Source organism: Lysinibacillus sp. NPDC096212 (genome assembly GCF_044763105.1).
In the GTDB taxonomy this organism is placed as follows: domain Bacteria; phylum Bacillota; class Bacilli; order Bacillales_A; family Planococcaceae; genus Lysinibacillus.
This window is the reverse complement of sequence record NZ_JBIWFQ010000014.1, coordinates 82517-97414: the sequence shown is the minus strand read 5'-3', so window position 1 is coordinate 97414 and position 14898 is coordinate 82517. Positions and strand designations below refer to the sequence as shown.

Genomic DNA, 14898 nt, shown 5'->3' with positions numbered 1-14898 from the left:
GTTTTTATATGAAGGAAATAATACTTAGTAAATTAAAAGAAATTGAAAATGAGTATCAAGTGAAAATTTTATATGCAGTAGAATCGGGTAGTCGTGCTTGGGGATTTCCTTCTAAAGATAGTGATTATGATGTTCGTTTCATATATATTCATCAACCTCAGTGGTATCTTTCAATAGACCCTCAAGGGATTGGGGCAAAGAGGGATGTTATTGAAGTACCAATCAATGATTTGTTGGATATTAGTGGTTGGGAAATAACAAAAGCATTAAGGCTATTTCGCAAAAGTAATCCACCTCTTTTAGAATGGCTACGAAGCAATATTATTTATGACCAACAATTTTCATTTATTGACAATGTACGATCATTAGAAAAAGAAGTATTTTATCCAAATGCAAGCTTATATCACTATTTAAATATGGCAAAAAACAATTATTGTGAGTATTTACAGGGCTCTGATGTAAAAATAAAAAAATATTTCTATGTCCTCAGACCAATTTTAGCATGTAAATGGATCGAGAAAAACAATACGGTTCCACCAATTGATTTTCAGGAATTGTTAAATGAAATCATTTCTGACGGCCCTTTAAAAACGGAAATTCAGCAACTTTTGCAGAGAAAGATGGCAGGTGATGAACTGAATATGGAGCCTCGAATTGAAAGTATTAATGAGTATTTAGATAAAGAAATAATGCATATTGAGACATACTGTAAAAATCTTCATGTTAAAGTCGATGATCCTACACAAAAATTAGATGCGCTATTTAGAAGTACATTGCAAGAAGTGTGGGGTTAATGGTGATAGAAAACTGAATAATATTTTATTGCAAGGTCATACTAAAAAAGGTTTCACTTATGAAATCTATATTGATGAGGAGGATGGCAAATGAGTAGGTTCGAACAATTAGACCCAAAATCTCAAAAAATCCACCGCAACTGGTCAAGGATTAAACGCTCAAAATCTCAAGTAAATGGTGAAACGGAGATTACCCTCCATAACCGTATCTTGAGAAGTGAAGCAAAAGCCCGTCAGTTTTAATCAGCTAGAAAAGTAAGTGTCATCAAGCCCAGAAATTATTCTGGGTTTTTTTATTTTTTTGGAATTATAAAAATGACCAATTATTATTCTATCTTCAATTATTTGTAATTTATCCGATATAGTCTTTAACACAAATAAAGGGGGGAGACATTTTTATTATGAAGATAACGTCCTATACTAATACGGTAAATTTTCTTCAATCAACGAATGTTCAAACTAAGGGGGGGAATTCTCGAACAGTAAAAAAAGAACAGGATGCTGTAACAATCGGAGCGGAAGCACGTAAATTATTCGATAATCAAATTCAATTGCAAGATGTACCAGACGAAATAGCTCAAAAAATAGCTTCAATTTTTAAGGATGGTGGGAAATTAAATTTTGTTGAAAGTGAGGAGCATCAAGCTATTCGTGCGGAACAGCAGGCGCGATTTGACGAAGCGATTGAACATAATGTTCTTGCTATAATTATTCCGCATATTCAAACAAATGAAAAGCTTGTCAATAGTTTAAATGGAGCGAGTCAGCAAGTACTTGATGCTACATACTCAACAATTTCTCAAAACTTTTTAGTGCACGATGTTGGCAATATGACTGAAGAACAACGTCAAGCTATGATTTCACTTGGTTTAGAAAAAGCACAATATATTGCAGATAACTATTTAACAGGGCAACAGGCAAAAGATTATATGGATGCCATGACAACGATTGCAAAATTTGCTGTCAATGGCGTTAAAAACGACGATGGCAAAGTAGTTTATGCGATCGAAAAGGGCCCTTTAGTACATGCACCTGATGATTATATTCATATCGATGATCTTGTGAAAGAAGCCTTCCCTGAAAAATGGCAGAGCTTTAAAGATAAAATAGTAGCAGCTACTGAAAAACAGGATCAAGACGCACTTCTTGAAGCATTCAAAGACTATAACCAACTAGTTAAATCCATTTATACAAATCAATCACATCTAGTACAAAAGAAAATTGAGAATTATAATGACTGGCAAGAAACAGTCAAAAATACAGTGATTTCAAATCATTTTAGTCAGTTAGATAAAACGTCTCTCTCTAATTTTGTTGAAGATATTATGACAAAAAATTCTTGGTTATCAAATGAATTTTTAGCGAAGGACTTAAAAAACTTCCAAAGATATCTGACTAGAAATCATTAAAATAGTCTCCTTGGGGTTCTCTACTTCTCCAAATAAGACTTTACGATAGACAATCGTAATTTCCGTTTATTAAATGAATTATCTAAAAAGGATTCTTAAGTATAAAAGGAGAGTGGGTTAATGATAGAAAAAATCAAAATTAGAGTTGCTTATCAAGAAGATGCTGAAGCCTTGTTGGAAATCCAAAAAGAAGTTTTAGCAGAAGAAACGTACTTAATCACTACAATTGATGAATTTCAGCGAACGATTGATGACCAAAGAGAGTGGATACAAGTGAAATTAGCAAATGAACGAGAAACAATTTTTATTGCACAATATCAAGAAGAAGTAGTTGGTTGGCTTGTATTTCAATCGCCACAAAGAAAACGATTAGCACATACAGGTACCTTTGGCATGATGGTGCTTAATAAATATCGTGGTCTAGGGATTGGCAAGCTCTTAATTGAAAAGTTACTAGAATGGGCAGAGCACAACCCTTATATTGAAAAAATTAGTCTTGGCGTATTTTCAACAAACGAAAGGGCTATTGCGCTCTATAAAAAGATGGGATTTATTGAAGAAGGAAGAAAAATAAATGACATTAAATTACATGACAATGAATATATAGATGATGTTTTAATGTACAGGATGGTATTAAAAAATTGAAAGGGAACTATGCTGACATGAAAAAATATAATTTCACACAAGAATTGGCCAATCAAATTAATAATTATCAATCGATAGATGCTTTTTATACGAAAATCATGAAAACGGTGGAACCTGCAAATATTGGCTTCATCTATATAGAGCCTGGTGGTGTTGTTGGGATGCATGAAGCGCCTGTACCACAGTTATTTATTGTGATTCAGGGTGAAGGATGGGTTTGCGGTGAGGATCAAGAGAAAGTAATGATAAAGTCTGGGGAAGGTGTTCTTTGGCAAACAGGAGAAGCACATGAATCCAGGAGTGATTCAGGCTTAACAGCACTTGTCATTCAATCCGAGCAAATCAATCTTGCATAGATTACATAAAAAATGTGTAACGGAGTAAGTTATAGCTCCGTTACACTAATTTATATTTAAGCCTAGTTTAACTGTTTTTAATAAATGACCATCAAATAACTCATCAAACTCCTTCAATATCTTGAAGCCCTTCGCTTGATAAAAGTTCATGCCAATCGTATTTTCCTTTTCTACACAAACTAAAAGTGATGTTAAATCTGGAAGCATTTTGATCACTTCCTGTAATAGGGCTGTACCAATTCCTTTGCCCTGAGTTTCAGGAAGTAAATATATTGAGTAAAGTTCTGCTTCACCATCTACAACATTTGAAAAATTCGCAAAGCCTACTATTGATTCTTCAAGTAAAGCAACTAAAAATAGACTTTTTTCTAAGCGACTTAGTAACCGATCACTACAATAAGCAGCTTCTAAAAAACGATCTTGAATCTCATTTGGGATAATGCCTTTGTATGTTTGATGCCAACTCTTTTTGGCAATTTCTTGCACAAAAATGATGCCATTCTTTTGCATATGCCGTATAATTGATATCAATACTTTTCACCTGCTATTCCAATTTTTCTATTTATTGTAACATCAAATCACGCGAAAGGGGATGACTTCATGCAAGTTGTTGAAAAGGCATTTGGCTATATTACGAGAGAGCATGAGGGTCAGTTACAAGTGCTAGTATTTGAGCAAAATACAGAAGGAGCAGGAATTCAAATTCCTAAAGGCACGGTAGAGGAAGGTGAAACGCCGCTAGAGGCAGTAACACGAGAGATGTTTGAAGAGACAGGTTTATCCTATTTAGAAGTGAAGGGGTTAATTGCCCAGGATTATTTTAATCATCATTCAGGGCTATTACAAAAACGCTATTTTTATCATTTAACGACAGATGAAAAACGAGATTCTTGGAAGCATTGCCCGACAGGCGTAAACGAAGCAGGCTTTGAATTTTCACTTTACTGGATAACAGATGAACAAGAAGTAACGTTGGCGAAGGGACATGGAGATTATTTATATAGAGTGTTAGCTCGTGTGAACAACTGATTGTTAAGCATAAACATATAGAAGGTACATTTAATGAACAAAACCGCGTTTCCGTAAATAGGAAACGCGGTTGTTTTGTTGTTTATATAGCCTTTGCGGCAATCACTTCCAATGCCTGAGCGAAATCGGCGATCAGATCGTCAACATGCTCAAGTCCCACTGAGAATCGTAATAATCCATCAGTAATACCACGTTTTGCACGCTCCTCAGGCTCCATTGCTGCATGACTCATTTTAGCAGGGTAGGATAAAATCGATTCAACGCCACCAAGAGAGACAGCGAAAACTGGAATTTTCATCGCTTCTACTAGCGCTTTTGCAGCTTCATAGCTTGGTAGGCGGAAGGATAGTACTGCACCTGCACTAGTTGATTGACTATGATGAATCTCATAGCCAGGATGTGTTGCAAGTCCTGGGTAGTATACTTGCTCAACAAGAGAACTTGCGGCTAAAAACTCCGCAATCTTTTGTGCCGATTCAGTAGAACGACTAAATCGCACATCTGTCGTTTTAATATTTTGCAATAGAGTAAAGCAGTCCTGTACACCTAAAATATTGCCAAATGAATTTTGGATAAAGTACAAATCCTGACCAAGCTTCGCGTCAGCTGTTACTGTCAATCCCGCGATAATATCAGAGTGCCCAGATAAAAACTTTGTAGCACTATGAATTACAACATCGACACCTAGCTCAAGTGGACGTTGGTGTAAAGGTGTCATAAACGTATTGTCTAAAAATGTTAAGCAATTATACTGCTTGGCAAGTGCTACTACTCCGCGAATATCAGTGATGCCAAGTGTTGGGTTTGACGGTGTTTCCATATAGAGTAGCTTTGTAGCTGGTGTAATGGCTGCTTCTACTGCCGCTAAATCTGTGAAATCAACGAAAGTGTGGGAAATACCGAAGCGTGGTAATACTTTGGAGACGAAGCGGTATGTTCCACCATAAACATCCTCCGTAATGACAATATGATCTCCCTGAGATAATAGCATTAATGCTGCAGATACAGCAGCAATCCCAGAAGAAAATGCATGGGCACGTACTCCGCCTTCTAGTTCAGATACTGCTTTTTCTAATGCATCCCGCGTAGGGTTGCCAGAACGTGCGTAATCATATTCACCGAATTCATCGATACTCTCCTGATGGAAAGTAGATGATAAATACATAGGCACATTGACTGCACCTTTTTTATTTTCATAGCCGTCACGGACACCTGAGTGAATGAGGCTTGTTTCAATATGCTGCTTCATTTTTAACCTCTTTTCTAAGGATATCAAATACTTGTTTTAAATCCGCAATTAAATCTTCAGCCTCTTCAACGCCAACAGAGAAGCGCAGTAATCGGTCACATACTCCACGTTCAATACGCTCCTCATAAGGCATATCTGCATGTGTTTGAGTAGCAGGATACGTAATAAAGCTTTCAACACCACCAAGGCTTTCAGCAAAAGTTATTAGCTTCAAGTTTCGAAGGAATGGGTCAATCCACTCCGCCCTTTCCAAGCGGAATGAAAGCATGCCACCTTTTCCTGTGTATAGCACGTCTGTTACAAGCTCTTCTTCCTCTAAATATGCGGCAATTGCTTTGGCGTTCGCATCGTGCTGCTTTAATCGAAGATGCATTGTTTTTAATCCACGAATAAGTAACCAGGAATCCATTGCACCTAAAACCATACCGCTACCATTATGAATAAAGCCAATGCGTTCGGCTAATTCAGCACCCTTTGCGACAACTAAACCAGCTAACACATCATTATGTCCGCCAATATATTTAGTAGCCGAATGAATGACAATGTCTGCACCTAATTCGATTGGACGTTGGAAATAGGGTGTATAAAACGTATTGTCGACAATTAACCATGCTCCATGCTTATGAGCTAATTCAGCATATACTTGCAAATCAAATTCCTGCATAAGCGGATTTGTTGGCGTTTCAATAAATAGAGCACGTGTATGATCATTGATTAATGCTTCTACCTGTTCAACTGATTCAAATTTTGAGTAGACAGGCTTAATATTATATGTGTCTTCAAAGAAATTAAAAAGTCGATATGTACCACCATATAAATCATCAGGCACCACTAATTCATCACCAGGCTTAAACAATGATAGAACTAGTTGAATAGCAGCCATCCCAGAGCTACAGGCAAAGCCCGCATCTCCGCCCTCTAAATCTGCAATTCCTTCTTCTAATAGAGCGCGAGTTGGATTTTTTGTACGTGCATAATCAAACCCAGTGGATTCACCGATACCTGTATGTTTGTAAGCTGTCGATAAATGGATAGGTGGGCTGACAGCGCCTGTTCTAGGATCACTTAAATTCCCAAGTTGTACAAGTTTTGTTTCAATACTTCTGCTGTTTGTCATGTCGTCACTCTTTTCTTCATCATAATAAAAGGGGAGTCTATTAAACCTTCTTTTCCCCATATTCTCAATAATTGTTACCAATTTAACATGTATACTAAAGAAGGACAAGATAATTTCAGAAAATTAGCGAGATTATTTATATTAAATCATCTAGGAATAGTAGGAGATAAAGGAGGGAAGAAAAGGTGGAACAGGAATGCTAAAAGATGTTTCTGTATGGCTTATACAGGAATTTGATAAATGAAGCTGAAAATGATTCGAAATTGTCACCTTTATTAGTTGACTATACTAATTTCAGATTTTTCGAACGGAAAAGCCCAATCCTTCAGGTGTGGGATGAGAGTGAGGTCGGATACGGAGTGCTACTAAAAAACTGAAAGGTTTAATTATGAAAAAGCTGAATCTGAAGAAGACTATTCTAAAGTTGCTGTAAGGGTACTGAATCAACTTAAAACATCTGATATATATTGAATTTCTTCTCGATTAAGATCATCTTTATTTTGGAAGTTCCTAAGATTTTTTACTTAAAATTTAACAGAACCTAAAAAGAATCTGTCTATTACCTCGGATAAGTAGTGGTAATTAGACAGATTCTTTTTAAGCTTGTTCTTTTTTTAATAAATCTCGAATTTCTTTTAGAAGCTCTTCTTTAGCATCCAATTCTGGTGCTGGTTCTTCCACAACAGCCTCTTCTTTTTTACGAGTTAGCTTTGTCATAAGTCTTAATGCCATAAATATTGCAAATGCAATTATTAAAAAGTCAAGGATTGACTGTAAAAATTCGCCTAATTTAACTTTCGCATCTCCTGAGCCAAACACAAAGCTCTCTGTTAAATCAATACCACCAGTTAAGACACCGACTAATGGCATTATGATATTTGCAACTAAGGAAGTAACAATTTTACCGAAAGCACCACCAATTACTACTGCTACTGCTAGATCGACAATATTGCCTTTCATAGCAAACTCTTTAAAGTCTTTCCACAAAATAAATTCCTCCTATTATTATCCATATAAAATAGTCGAATTATATTTTACTATATTTTTACCTTCCTTTTCAACTATTAAAGTAGTGGTAATTATATACTGAAAAATCTGCTATAGATTCGAAAATTTTGGTAATATAGAAATAGAATAAAAGATTAGGTGTGACATATGGCGAAAAAAAAGAAGAAAAAACCGATGCTATCGCCTTCCGCTCAATTAGGCATGATAGCTTTATTAATACCAATAGCGATAACTGTTTGTGTTTTCGCTTTTTTTGCATGGAAGGAGCTACAAACGTTACCTATATTTGAAAAATTAGCAAAGCAAAAAGAACTAGAAGAAATCCAACAAAATTTCGATATGAACATTCCTGAGCAATATATTCCCATCTATGTAGCAGCGGAAGAGAAATACGGCGTACCTTGGACTTTACTTGCCGCACATCATCGAATTGAAACACGATTTTCCTCAATGAAATCGCTCGTTTCACCAGCTGGGGCAGAAGGCCCTATGCAATTTATGCCTTGTACTTTTGTCGGCTGGCAACATCCTTCCTGCTCAGGGTTAGGAAAAGGGGATATATCGAAGGCTGAATTAATGAATCCAGAAACCATCAAAAAATATGGAGGATATGGTGTAGATGCAAATGGAGATGGTATAGCAGATCCTTATGATATTGAGGACGCTATATTTAGTGCCGCGAACTATTTATCGAAAAATGGTGCAGCAGATGGTCATATAAAGCAAGCTGTTTTTAAGTACAATCACAGTGATGAATATGTGAAAAAGGTGTTACATTATTTCAATTTGTATAATGACTATCATGATGAGTTAAAGGAAGCAATCGTTTATAAAGAAAAGTAAAATACTATAAAAAATATTGCAATTTGGCAAAGCGTGGGGTTGATTTCCGTTTCGACAGGGCGCTTTGTTGTTGCTGTCGCTACGCTTTCGCACAGAGCAAGCTTCCTGGGGGCGTCCGATGAGCCGCTTTACTCGCTTCAGGTCTCATCTGTGACGCTGATCCCTAAGGAGTCGCCCTGCCTTCACTCCAATCAACCACATCTCCTGGTATGTAATTTAAATTATTTGTAGTTATAAAAAGGAAATTCGATAATGGATATTTTACATGCGAAAAGGGACTCGACAAACTCATGTAAAGCGATGCCACATCAAAATATTTCCTTAATCATTTTATTTTCAAAAATATATGTAAAGAGCCATCAAAAATGATGGCTCTTTATTACATATTTAGGTTGCTTTACGCATACCCTTTAAAATAATGCTTACGATGAAGATCAGCACGACAGCACCGATTAATGCGGGGAATACGTAAAAATTACTAACTCGCCAACCCCAGTTGCCAAGAACCATACTACCGATCCACGAACCGACAACCCCTGCAACAATATTCCCAATGATGCCGCCGGGTACATTTTTACCTAAAATGACGCCAGCTAACCAACCTAATACTCCGCCGATGATTAAATACCAAATGAAGCTAATCATTTTTTTCATCTCCTTAAACTAAGATATAATGGCGATTATTTAGTTATGCCCTGAATGGAGTATATTACGCGTCTTGCTTCTTAGTAATTATTACAAATTCTCAATAAGGTTTTTATCTTCATTCAGCTTATGCTAACGCTTCGATTTTGCATAGACAAAAGTCATTTTCTGACGCTTCATTTTTGCGCAAAAAATATCTGTAAGTATTTTTTTCTGTAGCAAAGAAACTACAATGACGCCAAGGCAAATTGATTAATTAACAAACTGTTGCGCCTAATGTATGTTCAAAATGACGTAATGCCCATTCATGACCTGCAGCATCAAAACTTGCAACACCATCTGCATAAACAACAGTTGAAATGCCCAAATTATAAGCATCAACTGCTGTATGTAAAATACAAATATCAGTACAAACTCCAACTAAATGAATTTCTTTAATTCCTCGCTCATTCAATAAAATCGATAAATTGGTTCCGGCAAATGCGCTATAGCGAGTTTTATCGAGCCACAAAACTTTATCCTTGTGAAGGTTATAAATTTCGCCAACTTGCCCAAATAAATGACGTCCTTTAGTGCCACGAATATTATGTGGAGGAAATAGCTTTGTTTCAGGATGGAACGGATCATCTTCCTCATGTAGATCATTCGCAAAAACGACAAATTCGTTTTCAGTAATAAATTTTTGAATTAAGGATGAAATTTTTCTATCTAACGCTTGACCGGGCTCTCCACAAGTTAGTTTTCCATCAGAAGCGACAAAATCATACGTGTAATCAATGACTAATAAAGCCTTTTTCAACCTTTTCACTCTCCCTATAGGTATAATTTCACTTTTATCATGCCATATTTGGGCCTGTTTGTCAGAAAAATGATTCGATTTTAATATTACGAATAGTTTGAAAATTGATTTTTCTGAGAGTATAATGTGAAAAAAAGGAGAGTGGTCTATATGAATATGACAGCTATGAAGCGTTTAAATCGCCAAGGATTACTGATTGCAGGCTTACATCTGCTAGTATTGTTAAATTTAGCAGCGGATTTCATATTCTCCTCGTAATCTCTTAAAATAATAGAAAGGTGAGTTAAATGCTTGTCCATTATTAAAAACAACCGTGAAGGCAAATTTGATTACATGTCCACGGTTGTTTTTTATTGTCTAAATATAATTTTTAACAAGAATATCAAAGACAAAGTACAAATAAAGGAATGATAGCATGACCTCTAGATTTGATCACGCGTTTCATAAGCTTGAACGTCCATTTGCTTGGTTGGACTTTGATGCATTGGATCACAATATTTCAACCGTACACAATGCTTGTGGAGAGAAAAATATACGTATCGCTACGAAATCAGTTCGTTCTGTGGAGATATTACGTTATTTACAAAAAAGTCTACCCAATGTGACGGGATTTATGACGTTTACAGCGGCGGAAACAATATTTTTACTGCAACAGCATTTTGATGATTTATTACTAGGATATCCGGTGATGGAAGAAGCTGCTGTTCGTCAGTTATTACATTCCGTAAAGGCGGGAAAAACTGTCACTTTTATGGTGGATAAACGGGAACATGTCAATTTTTTGGCGGAGCTAGGGCAAGAGCTAGGCGTTCGTGTGCAAGTATGTATTGATATTAATGTATCCAATGATTTTAAGCTGCTTTATTTTGGTACGAAACGCTCTTCGCTCCATTCACTTGAGTCACTTACACCTTTCCTCGAATATATTAAAAATCAAGCATTTATTGAGGTAGTTGGAGCAATGGGCTATGAGGCTCAAATTGCAGGAGTCGGTAATCGTCCAGCCAATGCTGTTAAAGGAAAACTGATTGAAGTAATGCAATTGCAAGCTAAAAAGCAAGTTACCCAGTTTCGTAGATTAGCAATCGCGCATATTAAAGCATATTTTCCGAGCTTGCACTTTGTAAATGGTGGTGGTTCAGGAAGTATGGCATACACGGCACAACAGAAGGAAGTAACAGAAATTACAGTTGGCTCTGCATTTTATGCACCAGCTTTGTTTGACCAATTTACACATCTACAGCTAGAAAAGGCAGCTGGATTTGCTTTACGTGTAACAAGAAAGCCAGAAAAAAATATTGTTGTTTGTCATGGTGGCGGTTATACGGCGTCTGGGGCAATTAATATTGATCGATTACCAGTATTCTATGAACCTACCTTTTTTTCATATCTTAGCCTAGAAGGAGTAGGAGAAGTTCAAACACCTGTTAAAGTAAAGCGTAAAAAAGTTAATGTAGGGGACACGCTATATTTTCGACATGCGAAGGCTGGTGAACTTTGTGAAAGATTTCAACAACTACATGGGATTAGAGGAGACAAGTATGTAGGAGCTTATTCAACCTATAGGGGGGATGGTCAATGTTTTCTATAGATAAGTGGAAAAATGGTGAGAAGTGGACAAACTGGGCCGGTAATGTCATCTCATTTCCGTCTGAGATGTACTTGCCCCGATCAATTGAAGAGGTTACGGATATCGTGAAGCATGCACGTGAGTCAGGAAAAACGATTCGTGTCACAGGTGCAGCTCACTCTTTTAGCGCTGTGGCAATGCCTGAGCATATAGCACTTTCTTTACATAATATGCGTGGGCTCATAGCTGTGAATGAGGAGAAGCAAGAGGCGACACTTTGGGCCGGAACGTATTTATATGAAATAGGACCATTGCTTGCGAAGCATGGATTTGCCCTTATAAATATGGGGGATATTCAGGAACAGACGATTGCAGGAGCAGTGTCAACGGGTACCCATGGAACAGGTGTAACACTCGGTTCGTTATCCTCTGCCGTAACAAGGTGGGGTTTTGTAGATGGTACAGGTACTTATCGTGAGCATGTGAGAGGAATGGATGATTTATCTGAAGCTTTGCATGTTTCGCTAGGGATGCTGGGTGTGCTTGTAAAAGTAACGATTAAGGTGATACCTCTATATAGCTTACATTATGTGAGCACAAGAGATACGTTAGAAAATGGGCTGGCGATATTTGCTGAAAATATTCGACAGAATCGACATGTTGAGTGGTTTTATTTTCCGGGTAGTGAAACCATTCAAGTGAAGCGTATGAACGCTATAGCGCCTGTTTATCAGAGTAATTGGAATAAGAGAATCGAAACATTGAAACTTCAAATAGTAGAGAACGGTGCTTTTTTTGCTATGTCCGAGCTATGTAAATGGAGACCTTCGTTAAGTGGCGCTATGAGTAAATTTGCAGCAGCCAATGTTGTGGAGGGGGAGAAAACGGGAATAAGCTATGAAATTTATCCGTCTCCACGTAGCGTCAAATTCCAAGAAAGTGAATATGCTATTCCATTAACGCAATTTAAGGCATGTATGGAGGAGATCCACGCAACCTTTAAAAGTGGAATTTTTAATGTACATTTTCCGATAGAATGTAGGACGACAGCGGGAGAAGCAGGTTTTTTAAGTCCTACCCAAGGACAAGAATCAGCGTTTATTGCCTTTCATATGTATAAAGGAATGCAGGAAGAGCCTTATTTTGAATGGGTCCATACGATGATGAAGAAATATAAAGGACGACCGCATTGGGGCAAGCTAAGTCATTTAACTGCTAAATATGTCTACGAGCTATACCCAGATATCGAGAAATTTTTAGCCATTCGAAGTCAATTCGATCCTGATCATGTGTTTTTGACAGGGTACTTTAGAAAATTATTTACATTGTAAGGAAATAGCTATTCACTTACTTTTGAAGGATTTGGAAATATTATTAATGGATTATTAAAAAAATTAAAATTTGAACAAAATGTCAAAATATTCTCCAAAGCGAGATAAAAGTGATACTTAATGAGCATGAAAACGATTTCAAATTTTGTAAATTATTTAAATTGTTCAAACAATTCTAAAAATACTGTTGACTAGACCTTTTTTTCGTACTATGATTACAACAATTTAACACGTTCGTTACAGCAGTTAGTAATCTTCTAAGAGATTAACATATACGCAAACGGAATAGACAGAACATTTCGTATATAGCAACGAACATAGCAATAAAGAGGGGCGTTTAAAATGAGAAGTGACATGATTAAAGTAGGCGTAGATCGTGCGCCGCATCGAAGTCTTTTATATGCAACAGGCAAAGTAAAAGCGAAAGATTTAGGCAAGCCATTTATTGGGGTTTGTAATTCTTATATCGACATTATACCAGGTCACGTTCATTTACGTACATTTGCTGATGTTGTCAAAGAGGCCATTATTGAAGCGGGTGGTATTCCATTCGAATTTAATACAATCGGTGTAGATGATGGCATTGCAATGGGGCACATTGGTATGCGTTATTCTTTACCGAGTCGTGAAATTATCGCAGATTCTGCTGAAACAGTTATTAATGCACACTGGTTCGATGGAGTATTTTATATTCCTAATTGTGACAAAATCACACCGGGAATGTTAATGGCAGCAGTTCGTACTAATGTACCGTCAATTTTCGTATCTGGTGGTCCAATGGAGGCTGGTACTTCTGCTACAGGCAAGCAACTTTCATTAACTTCAGTTTTTGAAGGTGTAGGAGCTCATAAATCAGGCAATATGTCAGCTGAAGAGCTGTTAGATATTGAAAACAATGCATGCCCAACATGTGGTTCATGTTCCGGGATGTTTACTGCAAACTCTATGAACTGCTTAATGGAAATGTTAGGAGTAGCTTTACCAGGTAATGGAACAATCGTCGCTACTTCTGAAGAGCGCCATAAGCTTATTAAAGAAGCTGCTAAACAATTAGTCAGTATGATTAAAGAGGACATCAAACCTCGTGACATTATTACTAAAGAAGCAATTGATGATGCATTTGCACTTGATATGGCGATGGGTGGTTCGACAAATACAGTCCTCCATACATTAGCAATCGCCAATGAAGCTGAAATCGATTATAACATTGAAGATATTAATAAAGTCGCAGAGCGTGTGCCATATCTAGCTAAAATTATGCCTGCTTCAGATATTTCAATGGATGATATTAATAAAGCGGGTGGCGTTAGTGCCATTATTAATGAATTAGCATCTATCCCAGGTGCCATTCACCCAGATCGACCAACAGTTGCTGGAGTAACAATGGGTGAGCTTGTAAAAGATTATCATATTACAAATGCTGAAGTTATCCGTACGAAAGACAATCCGTATAGCCCAGTTGGTGGTTTATCGGTGTTATTTGGTAATATCGCGCCAGATGGTTCTGTTATTAAAGTAGGAGCTGTAGACCCTTCTATTAAAGTATTCAGAGGCGAAGCAATCGTCTTCGAATCACAAGAAGCGGCACAGGAAAATATCGATAACGGGACAGTTAAAGAGGGCCATGTAGTCGTCATTCGCTACGAAGGACCAAAAGGTGGCCCAGGGATGCCTGAAATGCTTGCACCAACGTCCGCGATTCAAGGTCGTGGTCTTGGCACAAAGGTTGCGTTAATCACAGATGGACGTTTCTCAGGCGCATCTCGTGGTATTTCAATCGGACATATTTCACCAGAGGCAGCAGAAGGCGGTCCAATCGCTTTAGTAGAGAACGGTGACATGATCACAATTGATCTACCAAACCGTACTATCAATTTAGAAGTTTCAGATGAATTATTAGCTGAACGTCGTGCAAAACTACCGGAATTTGAACCGAAAATTAAGCGCGGTTGGCTAGCAAGATATTCAAAATTAGTAACAAGCGCCTCTACAGGTGGCGTTATGAAAATTTAAAAAGTTAAAGCGTTGATGAGGTTAAAGGTTCTAGAGCCTTGTATTTACCAGAGAGCCGGTCGTGCTGGAAGCCGGCAATACAACTAGATC

General features: G+C 37.2%; 16 protein-coding genes. 10 read left to right on the top strand and 6 right to left on the bottom strand.

All coding sequences use genetic code 11. The annotated features are described in order from the left end of the window. Positions 1–8 precede the first annotated feature (8 nt). The 5 genes from ACIQ7T_RS15030 (at position 9) to ACIQ7T_RS15010 (ending at position 3204) form a co-directional block, all read left to right on the top strand. The gene (locus tag ACIQ7T_RS15030; RefSeq protein ID WP_370080467.1) at positions 9–794 is read left to right on the top strand and encodes a nucleotidyltransferase domain-containing protein; all 786 of its coding nucleotides are present in this window, start codon (positions 9–11) and stop codon (positions 792–794) included. 90 nt (positions 795–884) lie between these two features. Further along, positions 885–1037 (top strand): YpzG family protein, encoded by a 153-nt coding sequence (locus ACIQ7T_RS15025; protein ID WP_082172689.1) that lies wholly within the window; start codon positions 885–887, stop codon positions 1035–1037. A 158-nt stretch (positions 1038–1195) separates the two neighbouring features. After that, positions 1196–2203: a hypothetical protein gene (locus ACIQ7T_RS15020; protein WP_402871262.1), complete on the top strand. Its 1008-nt coding sequence runs from the start codon at positions 1196–1198 to the stop codon at positions 2201–2203. 120 nt (positions 2204–2323) lie between these two features. Continuing rightward, positions 2324–2848, top strand: coding sequence for a GNAT family N-acetyltransferase (locus ACIQ7T_RS15015; protein WP_370080461.1), 525 nt, complete (start codon positions 2324–2326; stop codon positions 2846–2848). Further along, the gene (locus ACIQ7T_RS15010) at positions 2845–3204 is read left to right on the top strand and encodes a cupin domain-containing protein (protein WP_370080459.1); all 360 of its coding nucleotides are present in this window, start codon (positions 2845–2847) and stop codon (positions 3202–3204) included. The genes ACIQ7T_RS15015 and ACIQ7T_RS15010 overlap by 4 nt, the downstream gene beginning before the upstream one ends. Before the next feature lie 45 nt (positions 3205–3249). Here the strand turns inward: ACIQ7T_RS15010 and ACIQ7T_RS15005 are convergent, their stop codons facing one another. Next, positions 3250–3735, bottom strand: a complete 486-nt coding sequence (locus ACIQ7T_RS15005; protein ID WP_370080457.1) for a GNAT family N-acetyltransferase — start codon at positions 3733–3735, stop codon at positions 3250–3252. Between the two features lie 69 nt (positions 3736–3804). On the opposite strand from ACIQ7T_RS15005, the gene ACIQ7T_RS15000 reads away from it, so the two are divergent. After that, on the top strand, positions 3805–4233 hold the full coding sequence (locus tag ACIQ7T_RS15000) for an NUDIX hydrolase (RefSeq protein WP_370080455.1): 429 nt from the start codon (positions 3805–3807) through the stop codon (positions 4231–4233). A gap of 82 nt (positions 4234–4315) precedes the next feature. Here the strand turns inward: ACIQ7T_RS15000 and ACIQ7T_RS14995 are convergent, their stop codons facing one another. From ACIQ7T_RS14995 to mscL, 3 genes are all read right to left on the bottom strand, one after another. Beyond that, positions 4316–5482, bottom strand: coding sequence for an aminotransferase class I/II-fold pyridoxal phosphate-dependent enzyme (locus ACIQ7T_RS14995; protein ID WP_402871257.1), 1167 nt, complete (start codon positions 5480–5482; stop codon positions 4316–4318). Continuing rightward, the gene (locus ACIQ7T_RS14990) at positions 5466–6599 is read right to left on the bottom strand and encodes a methionine biosynthesis PLP-dependent protein (protein WP_370080451.1); all 1134 of its coding nucleotides are present in this window, start codon (positions 6597–6599) and stop codon (positions 5466–5468) included. Before ACIQ7T_RS14990 ends, ACIQ7T_RS14995 begins: the two co-directional genes overlap by 17 nt. A gap of 597 nt (positions 6600–7196) precedes the next feature. Next, positions 7197–7586, bottom strand: a complete 390-nt coding sequence (gene mscL / locus ACIQ7T_RS14985) for a large conductance mechanosensitive channel protein MscL (RefSeq protein ID WP_402871254.1) — start codon at positions 7584–7586, stop codon at positions 7197–7199. Between the two features lie 168 nt (positions 7587–7754). On the opposite strand from mscL, the gene ACIQ7T_RS14980 reads away from it, so the two are divergent. Then, positions 7755–8450 (top strand): lytic transglycosylase domain-containing protein, encoded by a 696-nt coding sequence (locus tag ACIQ7T_RS14980; RefSeq protein WP_370080447.1) that lies wholly within the window; start codon positions 7755–7757, stop codon positions 8448–8450. A 387-nt stretch (positions 8451–8837) separates the two neighbouring features. On the opposite strand, the gene ACIQ7T_RS14975 is transcribed toward ACIQ7T_RS14980, so the two are convergent. Further along, complete coding sequence (locus ACIQ7T_RS14975) at positions 8838–9095, bottom strand: GlsB/YeaQ/YmgE family stress response membrane protein (protein WP_370080445.1); 258 nt, start codon at positions 9093–9095, stop codon at positions 8838–8840. Positions 9096–9351: 256 nt separating this feature from the next. Continuing rightward, the gene (locus tag ACIQ7T_RS14970) at positions 9352–9894 is read right to left on the bottom strand and encodes a cysteine hydrolase family protein (RefSeq protein ID WP_402871250.1); all 543 of its coding nucleotides are present in this window, start codon (positions 9892–9894) and stop codon (positions 9352–9354) included. A 415-nt stretch (positions 9895–10309) separates the two neighbouring features. Between ACIQ7T_RS14970 and ACIQ7T_RS14965 the strand changes: the two genes are divergently transcribed. From ACIQ7T_RS14965 to ilvD, 3 genes are all read left to right on the top strand, one after another. Next, a complete protein-coding gene (locus ACIQ7T_RS14965; protein WP_370080441.1) occupies positions 10310–11485 on the top strand; it encodes an amino acid deaminase/aldolase in 1176 nt (391 codons plus the stop codon). Then, complete coding sequence (locus ACIQ7T_RS14960) at positions 11473–12795, top strand: D-arabinono-1,4-lactone oxidase (RefSeq protein ID WP_370080439.1); 1323 nt, start codon at positions 11473–11475, stop codon at positions 12793–12795. Before ACIQ7T_RS14965 ends, ACIQ7T_RS14960 begins: the two co-directional genes overlap by 13 nt. Positions 12796–13137: 342 nt before the next feature. Next, entirely contained in the window at positions 13138–14808 is a 1671-nt protein-coding gene (gene ilvD, locus ACIQ7T_RS14955; protein ID WP_370080437.1) for a dihydroxy-acid dehydratase, read from the top strand. Positions 14809–14898 lie beyond the last annotated feature (90 nt).

Excerpts from the sequence above, each read along its gene's own strand:
- ACIQ7T_RS15015 (WP_370080461.1), top strand. The coding sequence starts at position 2,324 with ATGATAGAAAAAATCAAAATTAGAGTTGCTTATCAAGAAGATGCTGAA.
- ACIQ7T_RS15030 (WP_370080467.1), top strand. The coding sequence starts at position 9 with ATGAAGGAAATAATACTTAGTAAATTAAAAGAAATTGAAAATGAGTAT.
- ilvD (WP_370080437.1), top strand. The coding sequence starts at position 13,138 with ATGAGAAGTGACATGATTAAAGTAGGCGTAGATCGTGCGCCGCATCGA.
- ACIQ7T_RS15020 (WP_402871262.1), top strand. The coding sequence starts at position 1,196 with ATGAAGATAACGTCCTATACTAATACGGTAAATTTTCTTCAATCAACG.
- ACIQ7T_RS14975 (WP_370080445.1), bottom strand. The coding sequence starts at position 9,095 with ATGATTAGCTTCATTTGGTATTTAATCATCGGCGGAGTATTAGGTTGG.
- ACIQ7T_RS14995 (WP_402871257.1), bottom strand. The coding sequence starts at position 5,482 with ATGAAGCAGCATATTGAAACAAGCCTCATTCACTCAGGTGTCCGTGAC.
- ACIQ7T_RS14980 (WP_370080447.1), top strand. The coding sequence starts at position 7,755 with ATGGCGAAAAAAAAGAAGAAAAAACCGATGCTATCGCCTTCCGCTCAA.
- ACIQ7T_RS14960 (WP_370080439.1), top strand. The coding sequence starts at position 11,473 with ATGTTTTCTATAGATAAGTGGAAAAATGGTGAGAAGTGGACAAACTGG.
- ACIQ7T_RS14990 (WP_370080451.1), bottom strand. The coding sequence starts at position 6,599 with ATGACAAACAGCAGAAGTATTGAAACAAAACTTGTACAACTTGGGAAT.
- ACIQ7T_RS15025 (WP_082172689.1), top strand. The coding sequence starts at position 885 with ATGAGTAGGTTCGAACAATTAGACCCAAAATCTCAAAAAATCCACCGC.
- ACIQ7T_RS14965 (WP_370080441.1), top strand. The coding sequence starts at position 10,310 with ATGACCTCTAGATTTGATCACGCGTTTCATAAGCTTGAACGTCCATTT.
- ACIQ7T_RS15000 (WP_370080455.1), top strand. The coding sequence starts at position 3,805 with ATGCAAGTTGTTGAAAAGGCATTTGGCTATATTACGAGAGAGCATGAG.